Genomic DNA, 18,196 nt, shown 5'->3' on the forward strand with positions numbered 1-18,196 from the left:
CATCGTAGGGGCGCACAGCTGTCATTGGTGTCAACTTAACGTGAAACGGGCGGTTAGAAACCGCGTCTACACAAACAAAACCTGCCTACGCAGGTTTCAAAACCCTTAATTTTCTGTTAGTCCGCGTAGGCGGACTTTGCCTGTGTAGCCGCGAATTCCATTCGCCCAGGCTTAAGTTGACACCAATGCACAGCTGTGCGCCCCTACAGGTGATCGATGTGTTGCAAAGATTGTTTGAATTGGTATTATTTTTTGGAAGTCCCTTAGGAGTTGTATCGTGATGAGTGCTGAGTTGTGAATGCTGAGTTAGGAGTTATGAATACAACATTTAATCACTCCTCACTGTTGAATTCTGACTTTTTACTCAGCACTCAGCACTCAGCACTAATTTTACTAATTGGTCTTCCAGGTAGTGGTAAGTCAACTCTGGCAAAACAATTATTGGCAGAATACCCCCGGATGCAGCTGATTTCTACAGATGCCATCCGGGGGCAACTATTCGGTTCGGAAGCTATTCAGGGATCGTGGCTGCTGATTTGGCAGGAAGTGGAACGGCAATTTCAACAAGCTATTTCCACGGGTAATACAGCAATTTTCGATGCTACCAACGCCCAGCGACGCCATCGCCGTGAGATCATCACCTTAGCCCGTGACTTGGGTTTTAACCACATTACGGGAATTTGGGTGAATATGCCAGTTTGGCTGTGTTTAGCACGCAATAAAAGGCGATCGCGCCAAGTTCCAGAAGAAATTATTTTGCGGATGCATCGTCAACTCCGGGATGCCCCCCCAAGCCTGGAAGAAGGACTAGACAGCCTGATTCGCTATCTTTGAAACTCAGGATCAGCCCATTATGCATCAAGAAAACACCTTCTTCCCCCACTTCCTACTCCCTATTCCCCATTCCCTGTGCTTATTGGAAGTACGGAAATTGCGATCGCCCGGTGAGCAAGAACCACACTTGATTTTCTATATTCTTTGCTAATTTAAAGTCAGAATCTTTTTGCTTGGCATTATACCTGGCAAAACTAAATATCTCTTATCTTAAAAAACATAACGGGAATTTCTATAGGAGGCTGGTAGATGGCTGCAACCGACTTCAAAGACTATTACGCAATTTTGGGAGTTAATAAGACTGCCAGTCAAGAAGAAATTAAACAAGCCTTTCGGAAACTAGCCCGCAAATACCACCCTGATGTTAATCCAGGCAACAAACAGGCAGAGGCACGCTTCAAAGAAATTAACGAAGCCTACGAAGTCGTCTCAGACCCAGATAAACGCAAAAAGTATGACCAATTCGGTCAATATTGGAAACAAGCTGGTCAAGGTTTCCCATCTGGTGGTGCTGGTGTCGATATGGGCGGCTTTGACTTCAGTCAATACGGCAATTTTGATGAGTTTATTAATGAGTTGCTAGGACGCTTTGGCGGTGCTAGTCCTCGTGGTGGACGACAAACCTATTCTTACCGCACTCCCACAGGTGCCCCCAGCGGTTTTGGTGGCTTTAACGATTTTGGATATCAAGATGCAGGTGCTGGTACTGCCCAAGACAGTGAAGCTGCCATCACTCTGACTTTTGGTGAAGCATTTCATGGTGTGCAAAAGCGCTTTAGTTTAGGCAATGAAACAATTGATGTTCGCATTCCAGCTGGGGCTAAAACTGGTACTCGCCTACGTGTGCGTGGTAAAGGTCAAATCAACCCCATGACTCAACAACGAGGGGATTTATACTTAAAAGTCGAACTTCAGCCGCACTCGTTCTTCCAAATAGAAGGCGATAATCTGGTTTGCGAAGTCGTAATTACGCCAGATGAAGCGACGCTGGGAGCATCAATAGATGTACCTACACCTGATGGTATGGTTAATGTCAAGCTACCAGCGGGTGTGCGTTCTGGTCAATCGCTACGCTTACGTGGCAAAGGCTGGCCTCTCGCCAAGGGTGGACGCGGCGATCAGTTGGTGAAGGTGGCGATCGCACCACCAAAAGACCTCAGCCAACAAGAGCGGGAGTATTATGAAAAAATCCGGGCTATACGTACATATAATCCCCGCAGTCATTTACCCCAAGTCAAGCTATAAGAAAAATACCATACCACCTATCCAAACAAAGCTTGCCTATGGCGCTGCGCGTGCAGGCAGGCTTTTGGAAATTTGCGATCTTTCTCTTAAAGCCGATGGCTTCTAGCCTGCATTCCGTTGTGAGATTCTCGCCATCATGATAGGCTTGAGCGCTGCTATGACCTCCAAAGTAGCCTCAGTAGTTTGCCATGCTGGAGGTACTATCAAGCGATCGCACCAAGTCTTCAGTTTTGCTCTTCCGCTCCCCTGCTTTTCTTTTGGAAATAAAATAAGCCAGGACTAGCCCTTTCAAGGTGGATAAAAATTCTCGAAAATAAGTTTCTCTGTAACCTCTTATCTCTGTGTCCTCTGCGCCTCTGTGGTCAAATAAATAACTTATAAACCACAGAAGCACAGCGATGCCTAGTTTGGGCTAGGCCTACGCACAGAAAAATCAAGAGTTTTATGCATCACCTTGAAAGGGCTAGTCCTATAAGCATTACATCAGCTTCTCCAGAAACAAATTTAGTTCAAAATTTACCGCTCTGCTGCATTTAGAACGTACCTCTAAATGCAGCATACATAAGGGCAATTACAATTGGGATAATGATAGGAAGAATCACAATGAGTCCCGTTTTACCAAAATGGATTTCTTGACCATCAGCTTTGAAGAGAACAATTACAGCTATGGTGGCCATTAAAATCCAAATGATTCCAAAAACGATAAAGATAGTAAATGTTGAATCATTCATAGTTTTTTATAGGGAGTGAGGACGATAAGCAAGCAATTTTTCTACCCCATCTCCCTTGTCTGCCCAAAGTTCTGATTTCGTCTACTTTTAAAACATCCTCTAAAGAAAATCAAACTGGTAAATCAGCAGCATTATTGATGTTTTTTAGAATTAAATCAGGGCTAGTACGTTTAATTAAGCCAGTTAGAACTTTACCAGGACCAATTTCTATTACTTGCTGGATGCCGTTGGCTGGTAATTGGAGAGAAATTTCTCGCCAGCGTACCGAACCCGTCATTTGTTTGTTGAGGCGTTGCTTCAAAATCTCGGCATCAATAGACGCAATTGGTTCTATATTCGATAAAACAGGGACAACAGGTGGCTGAAATTCCACAGATTGCAGAATGTCTTGAAATTCCGCAGCAGCAGCAGCAATTAAATGTGAATGAAATGCTCCAGAAACTTTTAAGGGAATAGCACGTTTGGCTTTAACTTGAGACATCACAGTTTGTACAGCTTCGGTCGTACCTGAAATTACTACTTGGGCGGGACTGTTGTCATTTGCCACTACTACATCAGGCGTTTCGGCAATGACTTTTTCTAACTGTTCGCGGTCAAAGTTCATTAGAGCTGCCATCATACCACCAGAGGCACTATCCATGAGTTCTGCACGACGCTTCACCAGATATAAACCAGCCGACCACTCAAAGACACCCGCAATATAAAGGGCAACATATTCTCCCAAACTGTGCCCAGCAACTAAATCTGGTTGGTGCCCTCGTTCCAGGAGTTGGTCAGCAAGAATGCTTTCTACTACATAAAGGCTTGGCTGAGTATATAGCGTCTGTGATAACTTTTCTTCTTGTGTTTGACATATTTCGGTCACAGACCAGCCTAAAATTGCCTCAGCCTGGGCAAATTTCTCTTTAGCGGCAGGTATATCTAATAAGTCTATTCCCATTCCCAGTGCTTGAGAACCTTGTCCGGGAAACACCCATGCAGTTTTAGTCATTGGTCATTTGTCAGTAGTCAGTGGTCAGTGGATATTGGGGATTGGGGACTGGGGATTGGGGATTGGGAATGGGGGATTAGGTGCTGAGAAAATATTTCTAGATATTTATTTCCTAATCCCTAGTCCCCAGTCCCTAGTCCCCAATCCCCAGTCCCCAGCCCCTATCTTCCCCATTGAAAAATTGCTGCACCCCATGTAAGACCGGCACCAAAGCCGGATGCAGCAACGATATGATTTGGTTTTATTTTGCCTTGGCGTACTGCTTCATCTAAAGCTAGGGGAATGGAAGCAGCGGAGGTATTGCCATACTGGGCGAGATTACTGATAACTTTATGTTCTGGGATATTTAGCCGTTGGGCAACGGCATCAATAATCCGCTGATTAGCTTGATGTAAGACTAGCCAATCGATGTGGTCAACAGTCAGGTTGGCTTGAAACAAGGCTTTGTCAATAATTTCTGGCACTTTTTGGACGGCGAAGCGGTAGACTTCTTTGCCGTTCATAGTAATCGGTTGGTAAGCGCCTTTAGTGACATTTATACCAGGGAGTAGTTCTTGGGATGTCCCTGTATAGCCAAGGTTGAGGTGATGGTTTTGAGTGCCATCGCTCTTAAGGGCAAATCCCAATAAGCGATCGCTTTTGGATGCCTGCAATACTACTGCCCCTGCACCATCGCCGAATAATACACAAGTGCGCCGATCTTGCCAATCTACCCAGCGAGAGAGGATATCTGCTCCTATCAACAGTACATTTTGATAGACACCTGTTCTGATGTATTGGGCTGCTGTAACCAGTCCAAACACAAAGCCAGAACAGGCTGCCGTTAAGTCAAAGGCTACTGCTTTGGTGGCTCCCAATTTAGCCTGTACTTGACAAGCACTACCAAACAGATCGTCAGGGGTGGAAGTCGCCAGCAAAATCAGATCTAGGTCTTCTGGTTTAATTCCCGCAGCTGCGATCGCCTGATTGCTGGCAGCTGTAGCGAGTACACTCAAAGACTCTGATGGTAGCGCTAATCGCCGTTGACAAATTCCGGTTCTTGTGGTAATCCACTCGTCTGATGTTTCAACCAGCTCTGTTAATTTCTGGTTATGTAGGGAAGTTGCTGGTACTGCTGAGCCACTTCCTGTAATTGCTATGCCTAAGTTATGCACACCTAATCTCCCGAGCTATCAGCTTTTTGTCATTTGCCTTTTGTCATTTGTCATTTGTCCTTTGTCATTTGTCCTTTGTTGCTCGTAACTGATGACTAAATGACTAATGACTAATGACTGATTGCTAACCGCTCTCCCGCTCTAGGAGATATTGGGACTGAATTCTTTGCAGTACCTGGTTGTCAACAGCTTCTTTTGCCATGCGAATTGCATTAAAAATAGAAGGTGCTTGTGAGCTACCGTGACCGATCAAACAAACTCCTGCCACGCCTAAGAGCAAGGCGCCGCCGTGTTCTGCGTGATCCATCCGCTGCTTGATCCGCTTGAGGTTAGGTTTTAATAGTGCTGAGCCGATTTGACCGTGTAATCCTTGGGGTAATTCTTCGCGTAAGATTTGCAGAATTACTTCTCCCACAGCTTCGGCAAATTTTAATAATACATTGCCTACAAAACCATCACAGACAATCACATCAAAACGACCGGAAAGCACATCACGCCCTTCGGCATTGCCAATAAAATTAATTTGGGAATTTTCCCGTAGCAATTGATGAGCGCGGACAGCTGCATCATTACCCTTAGAGTCTTCTTCACCGATATTCAACAAACCCACTTTAGGTTCAGTTGTACCCAAAACATATTGACTGTAAGCCGACCCCATGACAGCAAACTGCTCTAGAAACTTCGGACGGCAATCCACATTTGCGCCGACATCAAGTACTAGCACTGGCTTACCAGCGATAATCGTGGGGAAAACAGTCCCAATGGCTGGGCGGTCAACTCCTGGTAATCGTCCCAAACGAAGCAAAGCTGATGCCATTGCTGCGCCAGAGTGACCTGCTGAAAATACCGCATCTGCCCGTTGCTGCTTGACCAAATCCATCGCCACATTGATAGAAGCGTTGCGTTTGCGTCTAACTGCGTTTAAAGGCTCCTCATCCATTGCGATCGCTTCCTGTGCGGTCACGATCTCCACCTGCCCTAAATTGGTTTTTGGCGGTAAGGCAGCTTCAATTTGTTGGGGATCACCAACCAACAATACATCTACACCCAATTCTTCCCTTGCTCGCAATGCGCCAGCAACAATTTCAGCGGGTGCATGATCCCCTCCCATTGCGTCAATTGCGATCCGTACACGAGTCGATCCCATTGCTTAGAGCTTCTAGAAACCTTACAAATTTTACCAGATGGCTGGCCTAAGATAGCACGAATTGTTGAAGACTAGGGAATGGGGAGTGGGGAGTGGGGAGTGGGGAGTGGGGCATGGGTTATTTCTCCCCCTGCCTCCCCTGCCTCCCCTGCCTCCCCTGCTCCCTCATCTCCCCCACTCCCTACTCCCTACTCCCTACTCCCCAGTTCCCAATACCCAGTCAACCAGCGTCCGAACGCCGTAGCCAGTTGCGCCGGCGCTGTTGTAGCCGTTTTCTTTATCTGTCCACACTGGGCCGGCTATATCTAAGTGCGCCCAAGGAGTTTCTTTCACGAATTCTTTGAGGAAAAGGGCGGCGGTAATGGAACCACCTGGACGCGGACCGGTGTTTTTCATGTCGGCGATGCCAGATTTCAGCCCTTCAAAATATTTTTCTTCCATTGGCATCCGCCAAATCTTCTCGCCTGAAGTTTGGGCAGCTTTTTCCAATTGGGCAGCTACTGCATCATCGGTAGTATATAAGCCAGCAATATCCTCACCCAAGGCGATGACGTTGGCACCTGTAAGGGTGGCTAAATCAACGATCGCATCTAATCCCAATTTGTCGGTATACACTAAGGCATCTGCTAGGGTCAAACGTCCTTCAGCGTCAGTGTTGTTGACTTCGATTGTTTTGCCGTTTGATGCTGTGAGAACGTCTCCTGGGTGCATAGCGCGACCGCTAATCATGTTTTCAGTCGCCGCTGAGATAAAGTGAACTTCGGAATCTGGCTTGATTTGAGCGATCGCTTTTGCCGCACCCAAGGTTGCAGCTGCACCGCCCATGTCAATTTTCATGGTTTCGATGCCACTACCAGCACCTTTAATGTTAAGTCCGCCGGAGTCGAAGGTTAAACCTTTGCCAATAATTGCGAGTTTCTTTTTCGGTGTACCTTCTGGCTTGTAAGTGAGGTGAATAAATTTCGGTGGCAAATCAGAAGCTTGGGCTACTCCCAAAAAAGCACCCATACCCAACTTTTCACAGTCTTCTCGTTCGAGAATTTGCAGCTGTAAACCGTATTCTGTGGCGATCGCTTGGGCCGTTTCTGCTAAAGTAATCGGTGTTACCGCATTGGCTGGGGCTGCTACTAACTGCCGTGCCAAGATTACCCCAGAAACAATTTGATGGGCGCGGTTGATGGCTGCTTCTTGTCCAGCGAAACCTAGTAATTCTACGGTTTCTATTTGCGATCCTTTATCTTCTGGTTCTGATTTAAAGCGAATATCTTGGTAAAGAGCTAATTCTACACCTTCAGCGATCGCTTGGGCACTTGCGCCTGGATCGTTATTCCACAATGGAAAACTAAAACCGAGAATTTTGCTTTTTTGCTTTTTGCCTACTCTGGCTACCGCAGCCCCAGCGCGTCGTAGAGTATCTAGTTTGAGTGCTTCTGGTTTTCCTAAACCTACTAGAATAACTTTCCGAACTCCGCCACCAGTGCCCACACGGGTGAAAATAGTGCTGTTAGCTTTACCTTTAAATTCCTCTTCAGCAATCAGTTCTTTCAAGACTCCGGCAAACTTTTGATCCAAAGTTGCCAGTTCTCCGGTTAACTCTACTGCATCTTCAAATAATCCAATTGCCAAACTGTCGCCTGCCCACTCTAGCAAAGGCGTATCACTAGGTTGAATTGTCATTTCGGGATTTTATGTAAAATATTCGTTCTTGTACCAGTATTGCTCAAAATTTTTGTTTCATGGTGAGGGGAATGGGGAATGGGGACTGGGGATTGGGGACTGGGGAATGGGGACTGGGGGATGGGGACTGGGGGATGGGTAAACTTCATTGGTGTAAATAAACCACGCGGTAGGGGCACAGCATTGCTGTGCCCTTACGACAGATGTGATTCAAATAGGTGAAAACTGCTGTAAGTTGACACCAACGGGTAAACTTTCAATCCCCCAATCCCCAGTCCCCAGTCCCCAATCCCCAGTCCCTAGTCCCCAATTTCATTTATATCAATGTTAAATCTGCTGGCGATCGCAGTAATTATTTCTTGTTCAACTGGTGTAGTCTGGTTGTCAAGCTGGGCAATTTTGTAACACTGGGCTAATAATGGTATGGCAAAATCACGGGTTAGCTCATTGAGCAGTGTATCTAAAGGCTTGGGCGATTTGATGTTTTCGGCAATGGCATTTAGGGAGGTAGGACTTAAATTTGCAGTTTGCAATTCTGGCAAAATTTCTGACCAAGTTTTTTCGGGATGACTGGCGAGGATCATGTGAACTAAAATTTGATCCATGACGGCTTGTTGAGCGATCGCACTTTGGAGATACTCTTCACTCTGTTCTTTTAATGCTGCTAGTGTCTCTGGAGAATTGAGGGAAGTTGATTCATCTAATTTAGCTTCGTAAAATCGACAAGCAGCATATCCCAATGAATAGATCATCGTCGCATTTGAACTAACGGCGATCGCAGCACCCGCAAAGGGCACATTTCGCAACAAGCCTAATCCCGCAGCTTTCAACAGACGGCCTCCACCCAAAGCCAAACCAAAAATCGCCAAAACTTCACCTTTACGGGCTGGATCTTTTAAATCTAGCCCATAGTCAGATGCAATTTCATAAACCATTTCTGACTGCAATTTTGTTGTCGCTGCTAAATCAATTGCCAAAAATGTCAGCGCAAATCCCGGTAAAATACTCGTTGCCAAACCAATCCCACCGGCTCTTGCTGCTTTGTCCATCATGATGCGGTGAGCAATTTGGCTGGGTGATTCATTGGGATATTGTTGCTTGAGTTTGTTTACCGCCACTTCTGCTTTTTCTAAATCAACAACATCAGTAGCGCCAAACAGCCAATTGAGATTTAAGACCCCAGATAGTGTTCTAATCAGCCAATTTTCGCTCAGGCGATTCACAACTGTACCACCAGCTTGAGTTGTTTGCTCAATTAACTTGTGTGTTTGCTTTGTTGCTGCTTCTCCAATACCTATTGCTGTGTCTATAACTGCTTTGCCCGTGTCAGCAACAGTTTTGGCAAAATCCTCTAATATAGACGGTTGATTTTCCACTGATGATTGAGCCGTGATTTCGACTTTCTTTGTTTCTGCGCGTGACTGGACTAACTCGTTCACTTCTGTTTTTTGGGGTTGATTTGCCATTGCTTGACACCATCCTGTAAAGCCTCTCTTTAAGTTTGTAGCGAAAGTGCGATCGGCTTGACATCTCCCAACAAGTACAAGTTATGGATTAACAATTCCTGTGACACTTTTACCGAAAGTCACCTCACTCCCATAAAATAATCCCGTTGAGTATGGCGTTTAAATGGTCAATCTAGACACAGGCACTGTGTTTGCCTTTATCTCTGAAGGCTCACCTGTACGCTATGAATTACGACAATATGTACAAGGACAACAAATGGTAATCACTCAAACAGCGTTGAAAGAAGTTACTGATATTATTCAATGGTCAGGTGGAGTATCAGAACAAGCCAGAGCAAGTAGATTAATCCAAAGATTAAATATCATACCTGACAATCCCTCAACTGTAGCCCTAAACTTACAGCCGACTAGGAGTTTGGGCAGGAATGATATCATCATTTTAGGAACAGGGGATCGTTTAGGCATTTTGACAATGACAGCAGATGCTAAAGCGGTCAGAGCAGCACTTTCTCAGGGTGTAAAGTTCAATGTGTATATCCATCTGCCTTGCCCTTTAACAGGAAATTAACTATGCAAATTACTATTGCACCTTATCTTTTAAGTACTTATAAAATGATTCAGTGTGCTTTTCCCAATGGAATAGAAACACAAGACTATTTACCATTGTTGGCATTACTTTATGATGAAATGTCAGATCGAAACTTAGCAGAAATCGTATCTCACTGCACAGAAATAAATTATAACCTTGTTCTCAATGATGTGTATCGTGTAGTAACAACTGATGTGCCAAAGGCTGAAGCGATTGACAAAGTGAAACAGCGTTTGCTTGTTTGTGGTTATGAGGAGTGGCTCAAAGAAACTGAATAGCGTGAGAACAAACCTGTTCATTTTGGCAAAAGAGCGATCGCCTTTTTAATGCGAGCTTTGAAGTTGGATAGCTCTCAGTAACTAACAGGCTAAAGCTTGAATAAAATGCGATCGCCCTTCATCCTATCCTCTCACCTCTTGCTCTTTACCGATATCAGCTTTACTTTCTAAAAAGTCGTTATCCTTAAGGATTTCATAGAGATTAATATCTTCTTCTAGCAAGCAAGCATGTCCGCAGTCGGGCAGCACTACAATCTCAGTATTTGGTATGATATTCGCTATGCGCTGGACTTCTGTTACAGAAGGTAAAAGCCGATCGCTACCACCGGCAATCAACAAAACTGGTTGCGTTAACTGGCGCAATTGCTCTTCATCAATCTCAAACTCCCGGAGTAAAGACAATCGCCAAAGAACCGTTTCTGACGGAACAGAACGCATAGTTCTTAAGAGTTCATGGCGATCGCTGCGAGAAATCCGTGGCAGAGATGCTAAAAATGGTAGTAACCCCAGTGCGCCAACATCATACAATCCTGATGGGACTAAGTAAGTAATTTGCGATGCCCAATTCAACCAAGGGCGAAGCTGAAGGGCTGAAGCTGGGTTAATTAAAATAATTCGTTTAAATAAATGCGGTGCTTGAATCGCCACTTTCATCGCCAAGCAACCCCCAAATGACTCACCACACAAATAAACTGTCCTCTGGGGGCTTTTTTCTAATTCGGCGTGGATCAAGTCTAATACATTGTTAGTTAGCACATCCCAGGTGGTGAGATCTTGACGGGGGATTGCGAAACAGCGGACATCAAAACCAACTTCTAATCCAGCGGTTTGCGATCGCAATAATTGACCTGTTCCATCCATTCCTGGTAAATATACAAACAGCGGATACTCTGGTCGTAATCGTGTGGGCGTAAGGAAACAAGGCTTGAGTTCAACTTCTGGGGTAGTCATTGGTCATTGGTCACTTGGTCATTGGTTAATGATAAAACTTTTGGACTGTTGATGGTTGGCTGCTTTTGACAAGATGCAAAAACAGTCTTACAGCAACCAACTCAAAGTCGCAGCGACAATCCAAAATCCAAAATCCAAAATCCAAAATCGTCTCACCCTTGACGCAGTAAGTCGCTAACTTCGTTGTGGCAATATTGAGTTAGTTCAGCCACAACAGTTCTAGCTTGTTTGCCATGATATGTTTTTTGATGTTGGGGCGTAATCCAATAAGGACGACCGATTAACACAGCAACTCGGCGATAAACTACCAAAGGATGCCAACCTGGTTGCTTAAATAAAGGTTCTGAAGGATCGAATAAACTCAACAGCCTCAGGGGAAAACCAGAAGTGTTTACTTCTTCTAAAGATGCGATCGCAACTGGCAAAATTGCTAAATCCTCCACATCAGCCCGCAATGCCAAATGAGCAAATCCCCGCTGAAATTCACCCACTGTGTTTGGCACTGTAAATTTCACCATTGGTTCTGTTCCTTCGGGAAATACTCCTACCATCTGCCGAGACTGCAATAGCATCTGCGACTGCACAAAAAAGCTTTGTTGGCGGTTTTGGGCTTCTTCCAAAGGAAAACACCCCAATTGTCCGGTAACAATCTCGCGCATGATCGGCACTTGTCCCATGTAGTGATGACAAGCAAAGCGAATTGGATTCGATAAGGCTGCCATTAAAATCGGTGCATCCATAAAGCTGCGGTGATTGCTGACTACCAAGACGCTAGCATCTCGCGGAATGCGATCTTCGTAATAGCGAAACATTTGTGTTGAAAGCCCTGCTAACAAAGCGTGGGAAATCAACTGAGGGCTATTTAGACTCATACCTAATCAATATATAGTCCGTTAAATATGGCAGTTTATCTTAATTTAATTTTTACATTTCTTTACTACTGCCATGACCGTCTTAAGATAGAAATGTCTGAATCTATAAACAGAGGTAGATTTTCCGCATCTGTGTATTATGTATTCTTCAACACAATAATATTATGTAATAAAAAGTATTCCCAAAAATTATCTAATAGTAAATTTCTGTATTTTCGGCAAAAATCAGTTGAATTAATGCATATTATAAAACAATTGCTGACCGGATAAATTTGCTAATATTAAGGTGTTATTGGAAAAAATGGTAGTAATGTTATATAATTGCGTGGTTTTGCCGACAAAACTAAGATGTAAAACGTTTTAATAAGTTGATTTTATTTTGCATGAATCTAGTGAATAAAACACAAAAGACATTTGCACTGACAACACCCCTATATTATGTAAACGATGTCCCTCATATAGGCAGTGCTTATACAACGATCGCTGCCGATGTAGTAGCACGATTTCATAGGTTGTTGGGGCATCAGGTACTATTAATTACGGGTACAGATGAGCATGGGCAGAAGATTCAGCGATCGGCAGAAATTTTAGGGAAAGCCCCACAAGATTTTTGCGATGAAATTGTGCCTAGCTTTGTAAGTTTGTGGAAGTTGCTTGATATTCAATACGATCGCTTTAGTCGGACTACAGCACCTCGTCATGGAGCGATCGTCAAAGAATTCTTCGAGCGAGTATGGGAATCTGGGGATATTTATCAAGGACAACAACAAGGCTGGTACTGCGTATCCTGTGAAGAATTCAAAGAAGAACGGGAACTTTTAGAAGGACACCGTTGCCCAATTCATACTAACAAAGAAGTCGAGTGGCGAGACGAACAAAACTATTTTTTCCGCTTATCTAAATATCAAAATAAACTGACAGAATTTTATCAGTTAAAACCAGATTTTATTCAACCAGAAACTCGGCGTAATGAAGTCCTAAGCTTTGTCAATCAAGGTCTGCAAGACTTTTCAATTTCACGGGTGAATTTAGATTGGGGTTTTCCAGTACCAACCGATCCCAAGCACACCCTTTATGTTTGGTTTGACGCACTACTGGGTTATGTAACCGCATTACTCGAACCAGATGCAGAACCGACTTTAGCAAATGCTCTACAGACGTGGTGGCCAATTAATTTGCATTTAATTGGTAAAGATATTCTGCGTTTCCATGCAGTTTATTGGCCAGCAATGCTGTTATCAGCCGGTTTCCCCTTGCCAGACCGAGTATTTGGACATGGCTTTTTGACTAAAGATGGTCAGAAAATGGGCAAAAGTCTGGGTAACACCCTCGATCCTGTAGATCTAGTCCAACGCTATGGTAGTGATGCCGTTCGTTATTACTTCCTTAAGGAAATCGAATTTGGCAAGGATGGAGATTTTAATGAAGTTAGGTTCATTAATGTTCTGAATGCAGATTTAGCGAATGACTTAGGTAACTTGCTCAATCGCACCTTGAACATGGTGAAGAAATACTGTGCTGAAAATAATGTACCACCAATCGGCAACGAAACAATCTCTGACGAAAATCCTTTGAAAACAATTGGTTTACGTCTGGGAGAACAGGTAAAACAAGCCTATGAGCAGCTAGCTTTCAATCAAGCCTGCGAATCCGTCCTTTTACTGGTGCAAGCCAGCAATAAGTTTATAGATGAACAAGCTCCTTGGTCATTATATAAACAGGGACAACAGCAGGAAGTCGAGAAAGTTCTGTACGCAGTTCTAGAATCGGTTAGACTAGCAGCTTATCTACTATCTCCAATTATTCCGAACATCAGTAGCGATATTTATCGGCAACTGGGCTTTGGAATAAACTTTAACGATCAAATAGAAACTTCACTGAATGCTCCTTTTGCTACCCATGCAGCGTGGGGAGTACTATCAAGTAAACAAAAGTTGGGTACACCCCAACCAATTTTCAAACGCATAGAACAGCTAAAAAACGATTAGTCAATATCAAATTCTGATTTTGTTCAATTTCTAATTCTCTGGTAAAAATTTATCGGGGCTGAACTTAATTAGCCCCGGAACATTATCATAAACCGCTGTGACTAGAAAGTAAAACTGGGTATTTTGTATCAAAAATAACAGGGATAAAAACTGAGGTATGACAACAATGTTGAATAATTTAGAAAATGACTCGATATTTACGCCAGAACAAGTTTTGGAGAATCGGGGTAGGGTTGCCATATTTATTGATGGCTCAAATCTATTTTACGCTGCATTACAATTAGGAATTGAAATCGATTACACGAAGTTGTTGTGTCGATTAACTGGAGGTTCTCGCCTACTGAGAGCTTTTTTCTACACTGGTGTAGACCGGACAAACGAGAAGCAACAGGGGTTTTTGCTGTGGATGCGTCGCAATGGCTATCGAGTAATCGCTAAGGACTTGGTGCAACTGCCAGATGGCTCTAAAAAAGCCAACCTGGATGTAGAAATAGCAGTCGATATGATGGCGTTAGTCGATTCCTATGATACCGCAGTTTTAGTCAGCGGTGATGGCGATTTGGCTTATGCAGTAAATTCCGTGAGCTATCGTGGTGTAAGGGTAGAGGTGGTGAGTTTGCGTTCCATGACTAGTGACAGCTTAATTAATGTAAGCGATCGCTACATTGATTTAGAAGCCATCAAAGAGGATATTCAAAAAACCCCTCGTCAAAGCTATCCATATCGACCGTTATCGAGTATGGGATTTTTGGAAGACCCAAGAACTAGCGATGGACATCTGGAAATCCAAGAATGAAGTATCAGTTTAATCATAAAGCGAGAGAGGTAGAAGGGCAGGGGCATGGGGCATGGGGCATTGGGCATTGGGCATTGGGCATTGGGAGTGAGGAATTAGGAGTTAAGAGTTATTCTCCCCTGCCTCCCCTGCCCCCCTGCCCCCTCATCCCCCTCCCCCACTCCCCGACTCTCTTCTTTCTTTATTTTGCTTTTGACCTTTTTTTAGGAATTGGATTAGTTAGCTGTGGGGGAAATCTCCCACAGCTTCTCCAGAAAATACTCCTGATTCATCTAACCAAGATAGTAAATTGACATTCTTTGATGTCACCTTAGAACAAGCAGATGAAGTCGGAAGACCGATTTGGAAAGTCCAAGCTAAACGGGCAAAATACACCAAAGAAAAACAAATTGGTCAGGCGGAAAATCCCTATGGAGAACTGTACCAAGATGGTAAAGTTGTTTACCAAGTCAAAGCCGATGTAGCAGACATTGAACAAAATGGAAAGCAGCTATTTCTCAAGGGAAAAATACTTGCTACAGACCCGAAAAATGGAATTGTGTTGCAGGGTAATGAACTAGAATGGCATCCCCAAGAAGATTTGTTGATTGTCCGCAACCAAATTAATGGTACTCATAAACAACTACAAGCAGTAGCACAAGAAGCGCGAGTTAAAACTCGGGAACAACGGATGGAATTTTCTGGAGGAGTAATAGCAAAGTCCGCCGATCCCCAGCTGCAAATGCGAACAGAGCATTTGAATTGGAATATTAAAGAAGAAAAATTAATTGCCGATCGCCCCATTGAAATTGACCGCTATAAAAATAATAAAATTAGCGATCGCGGCAAAGGAAATGCAGCCGAAGTCAACTTAAAAACCAAAATTGCCACCATCCAAAAAAATGCCCAATTAGATTTACTAGACCCGCCATTGCAAATAGCTAGTAACTCTATGACCTGGAACATGAACACAGAAACCATCACCACAAACTCCCCTACCCGCATGTTCCAGCGAGTGGAAAATGTCATCGTTACCGCCAATCAAGGTGAAATGAAAATACCGCAAAAAACGGTTTATTTAACAGGTAACGTCAACGCCATTGGTCAGCGTCGCCAGTCTTTGAGATCTGATAAACTAACTTGGTATTTAGACAATAAATTACTTGAAGCTCAGGGAAATATAGTTTATCGACAAATTGACCCACCGTTAAATTTTACCGGTGAAACAGCCGTTGGTAATTTGCAAACAGAAAATATTGTTGTCAAAGGTGGAAATTCTGGCGGTAGAGTAGTAACCGAGATTATTCCCCAAGAGAGAGCGAATCGTCAGTAGGGAGTGGGGAGTGGGGAGTGGGGAGTGGGGAAGATGAGGGAGATGAGGGGGATGAGGGAGTATTTGAACACTGTTAACGAGTCTTTACAGCAGTTTTCATGTATTTGAACCACATCTGTCGTAGGGGCACAGCACTGCTGTGCCCTTGCCGCGTGGTCTATTTACCTGAAAATAGCTGTAAGCTAGATTAATGAGGCTTTGAGCTCCATTAATGAGACTTTGAACTCCATTAATGAGTCTTTGAACTCCATTAATGAGACTTGGAACTCCATTAATGAGACTTTGAACTCCATTAATGAGTCTTTGAACTCCATTAATGAGACTTTGAACTAGATGAACAAAATTTTAACTCCCCTCATCCCCCTCATCCCCCTCATCCCCCTCATCCCCCTCATCCCCCTCATCCCCCACTCCCCAATTTTCGGTCAACTACTAGGCTAGGATCTTAGTACTACAAGTCCTTTGATAACCCATGAATGGCTCAAACCGATTAGGTAAAGAATCCTTGCCAACATCCCAGCAAGCAGAACACTCCCATAATCACGATACAGACCACGAACATCTAGATCATACTCCTGAGCATGGAGAGTTAAGCCATCCTCATATCCATAGCGAAGAGTCATTACGGCGAATTGTCAATCGGTTATCGCGGATAGAAGGACATGTTCGTGGTATTAAAACAATGGTGCAGCAAAGTAGTCCTTGTCCTGATGTTTTATTACAAATAGCCGCAGTGCGAGGCGCATTAGATCGGGTAGCGCGAATTGTTTTGGATGAACATTTAACCGAATGTATTGCTAGAGCAGCAAAAGAAGGCAATATGGAAGTTGAAATTGAACAATTAAAAGCTGCTTTAGATCGGTTTTTGCCTTAAATCAGAATTCAGGAGTCAGAATGGGCTACGCCCCGCTACGCTAACAGAATTCAGAAGTAAAACACGCTTTCTTCCTGGCTTTGAGACGAATCGTTGTGTACTTCACCAATTTGAAATCTGCTGTAGGTAAAAAGCTTGCAGCATAATTGTTCTTACTTTTTACTTTTGCCTTATTCTACAGGCGTGAGGGCTATTTATGCCAAAATTAACACAAGTGTCTCACAGTCAAGCTGATGGTTTGGGCAGTTCCGAAGCAGTTGCAGGGGGGTAAATATACCCTCGAAAGTGTATTAGGGCGGGGACGTTTTGGCATTACTTATCTCGCCAAAGATGAAAAAGGCGATCGCATTGTCGTCAAAACCTTAGACGATCAATTATTGAACCAACCAGACTTCAAAAGGTTGCAGGAAAGATTTGTCCAAGAAGCCTTCAAACTGGCTAAATGCAAACATCCTCATATTGTGCGCCTCTTGGAAGATCCCTTTCAGGAGGACGATTTGTGGTGCATAGCGATGGAGTACATCGCCGGAATCGATCTCGCCCATCGCCCACAGAATATTTTGGCAGAAGCAGATGCCCTACAATACATCCAACAAATCGGCGAAGCGTTAACGGTAGTCCATCAAAATAACTTGGTGCATAGAGATATCAAACCAGCCAATATTATGATTAGGGCTGGTTCAAAAGAAGCTGTGTTAATTGACTTTGGGCTAGCACGGGGAATCGACAGTAAAAAGCTGAGTGTCAGCAATCTAGAAACAGAAGCCGAAGCAGGTTTTACACCACCCGAACTGTATTCACACACAATTGAACTAGGGGCGTATACCGACGTTTATTCACTTGCAGCCACACTTTACAACTTATTGACAGGACAAGTACCAACCAGCGCCAAAGAACGCCTGCAAAATCATACTCCATTACCAGAACCAACACAATTGAATCCTCAAATTAGCCATAACATCAATCGTGATATTCTTTGGGCAATGGATTTAGATCCCAAAAAACGCCCCCAGTGTATTGAAGCTTGGCTAGATTCACTGGGATTAAAACCTACACCTGTTGTCCAGCTACAACCAACACAAATTAATTATGATGCCTTAGGTTTATGGATTGGAATAATAGGTTTAATTCTTGCAATAATAGCAATATTCACAGGAATTTTCCAAGGAGATATTCGAGACTTTTTCATCAAACTTTTGCCTTCACCTACAGAAAAATCAACACCAACACCACTCCCAACAAAACCGCCAAATTAACTCCTATCTCATTCTTCTCTCTGCGCCTCTGCGCC

The 18,196-nt window shown here is 43.8% G+C and carries 18 protein-coding genes; 9 read left to right on the top strand and 9 right to left on the bottom strand.

All coding sequences use genetic code 11. The features are described from left to right. Nucleotides 1-315: 315 nt before the first annotated feature. Complete coding sequence (locus IQ276_RS26510; protein ID WP_190882427.1) at nucleotides 316-834, top strand: AAA family ATPase; 519 nt, start codon at nucleotides 316-318, stop codon at nucleotides 832-834. Between the two features lie 249 nt (nucleotides 835-1,083). Beyond that, the gene (locus IQ276_RS26515; protein ID WP_190882428.1) at nucleotides 1,084-2,079 is read left to right on the top strand and encodes a DnaJ C-terminal domain-containing protein; all 996 of its coding nucleotides are present in this window, start codon (nucleotides 1,084-1,086) and stop codon (nucleotides 2,077-2,079) included. Nucleotides 2,080-2,254: 175 nt separating this feature from the next. On the opposite strand, the gene IQ276_RS26520 is transcribed toward IQ276_RS26515, so the two are convergent. The 7 genes from IQ276_RS26520 to IQ276_RS26550 all read right to left on the bottom strand — a co-directional run bounded on the left by IQ276_RS26520 (nucleotide 2,255) and on the right by IQ276_RS26550 (nucleotide 9,245). After that, a complete protein-coding gene (locus IQ276_RS26520) occupies nucleotides 2,255-2,473 on the bottom strand; it encodes a hypothetical protein (protein ID WP_235115993.1) in 219 nt (72 codons plus the stop codon). A gap of 139 nt (nucleotides 2,474-2,612) precedes the next feature. After that, nucleotides 2,613-2,810 carry a hypothetical protein gene (locus IQ276_RS26525; RefSeq protein WP_190882429.1) on the bottom strand — a complete coding sequence of 66 codons (198 nt, stop codon included), beginning with the start codon at nucleotides 2,808-2,810 and terminating at the stop codon, nucleotides 2,613-2,615. 109 nt (nucleotides 2,811-2,919) lie between these two features. Then, on the bottom strand, nucleotides 2,920-3,801 hold the full coding sequence (gene fabD, locus IQ276_RS26530) for an ACP S-malonyltransferase (protein WP_235115994.1): 882 nt from the start codon (nucleotides 3,799-3,801) through the stop codon (nucleotides 2,920-2,922). 161 nt (nucleotides 3,802-3,962) lie between these two features. Beyond that, complete coding sequence (locus IQ276_RS26535) at nucleotides 3,963-4,955, bottom strand: beta-ketoacyl-ACP synthase 3 (protein ID WP_190882431.1); 993 nt, start codon at nucleotides 4,953-4,955, stop codon at nucleotides 3,963-3,965. A gap of 124 nt (nucleotides 4,956-5,079) precedes the next feature. Then, complete coding sequence (plsX, locus tag IQ276_RS26540) at nucleotides 5,080-6,102, bottom strand: phosphate acyltransferase PlsX (RefSeq protein ID WP_190882432.1); 1,023 nt, start codon at nucleotides 6,100-6,102, stop codon at nucleotides 5,080-5,082. Nucleotides 6,103-6,297: 195 nt separating this feature from the next. Next, nucleotides 6,298-7,779, bottom strand: a complete 1,482-nt coding sequence (locus tag IQ276_RS26545) for a leucyl aminopeptidase (RefSeq protein WP_235115995.1) — start codon at nucleotides 7,777-7,779, stop codon at nucleotides 6,298-6,300. Between the two features lie 299 nt (nucleotides 7,780-8,078). Continuing rightward, a complete protein-coding gene (locus IQ276_RS26550; protein WP_235115996.1) occupies nucleotides 8,079-9,245 on the bottom strand; it encodes a hypothetical protein in 1,167 nt (388 codons plus the stop codon). A gap of 163 nt (nucleotides 9,246-9,408) precedes the next feature. Between IQ276_RS26550 and IQ276_RS26555 the strand changes: the two genes are divergently transcribed. Both IQ276_RS26555 and IQ276_RS26560 read left to right on the top strand, forming a co-directional pair. After that, nucleotides 9,409-9,813, top strand: a complete 405-nt coding sequence (locus IQ276_RS26555; protein ID WP_193921026.1) for a DUF1308 domain-containing protein — start codon at nucleotides 9,409-9,411, stop codon at nucleotides 9,811-9,813. 2 nt (nucleotides 9,814-9,815) lie between these two features. Beyond that, nucleotides 9,816-10,112: a DUF3349 domain-containing protein gene (locus IQ276_RS26560; RefSeq protein ID WP_193921024.1), complete on the top strand. Its 297-nt coding sequence runs from the start codon at nucleotides 9,816-9,818 to the stop codon at nucleotides 10,110-10,112. A 123-nt stretch (nucleotides 10,113-10,235) separates the two neighbouring features. Here the strand turns inward: IQ276_RS26560 and IQ276_RS26565 are convergent, their stop codons facing one another. Next, a complete protein-coding gene (locus IQ276_RS26565) occupies nucleotides 10,236-11,063 on the bottom strand; it encodes an alpha/beta fold hydrolase (RefSeq protein ID WP_193921022.1) in 828 nt (275 codons plus the stop codon). 152 nt (nucleotides 11,064-11,215) lie between these two features. Further along, nucleotides 11,216-11,935, bottom strand: a complete 720-nt coding sequence (locus tag IQ276_RS26570; RefSeq protein WP_193921020.1) for a lysophospholipid acyltransferase family protein — start codon at nucleotides 11,933-11,935, stop codon at nucleotides 11,216-11,218. Nucleotides 11,936-12,318: 383 nt separating this feature from the next. Between IQ276_RS26570 and metG the strand changes: the two genes are divergently transcribed. From metG to IQ276_RS26595, 5 genes are all read left to right on the top strand, one after another. Beyond that, nucleotides 12,319-13,923, top strand: coding sequence for a methionine--tRNA ligase (gene metG / locus IQ276_RS26575; RefSeq protein ID WP_193921018.1), 1,605 nt, complete (start codon nucleotides 12,319-12,321; stop codon nucleotides 13,921-13,923). A 166-nt stretch (nucleotides 13,924-14,089) separates the two neighbouring features. Continuing rightward, a complete protein-coding gene (locus IQ276_RS26580; RefSeq protein ID WP_073639656.1) occupies nucleotides 14,090-14,719 on the top strand; it encodes a LabA-like NYN domain-containing protein in 630 nt (209 codons plus the stop codon). Between the two features lie 223 nt (nucleotides 14,720-14,942). Next, nucleotides 14,943-16,031, top strand: coding sequence for an LPS export ABC transporter periplasmic protein LptC (lptC, locus tag IQ276_RS26585; RefSeq protein WP_507236638.1), 1,089 nt, complete (start codon nucleotides 14,943-14,945; stop codon nucleotides 16,029-16,031). Nucleotides 16,032-16,503: 472 nt separating this feature from the next. Next, complete coding sequence (locus IQ276_RS26590; RefSeq protein WP_235115997.1) at nucleotides 16,504-16,905, top strand: metal-sensing transcriptional repressor; 402 nt, start codon at nucleotides 16,504-16,506, stop codon at nucleotides 16,903-16,905. Between the two features lie 233 nt (nucleotides 16,906-17,138). Continuing rightward, entirely contained in the window at nucleotides 17,139-18,161 is a 1,023-nt protein-coding gene (locus IQ276_RS26595; protein ID WP_193914911.1) for a serine/threonine protein kinase, read from the top strand. Nucleotides 18,162-18,196: the final 35 nt, after the last annotated feature.

Source organism: Desmonostoc muscorum LEGE 12446, assembly GCF_015207005.2.
Classification (GTDB): domain Bacteria; phylum Cyanobacteriota; class Cyanobacteriia; order Cyanobacteriales; family Nostocaceae; genus Nostoc; species Nostoc muscorum.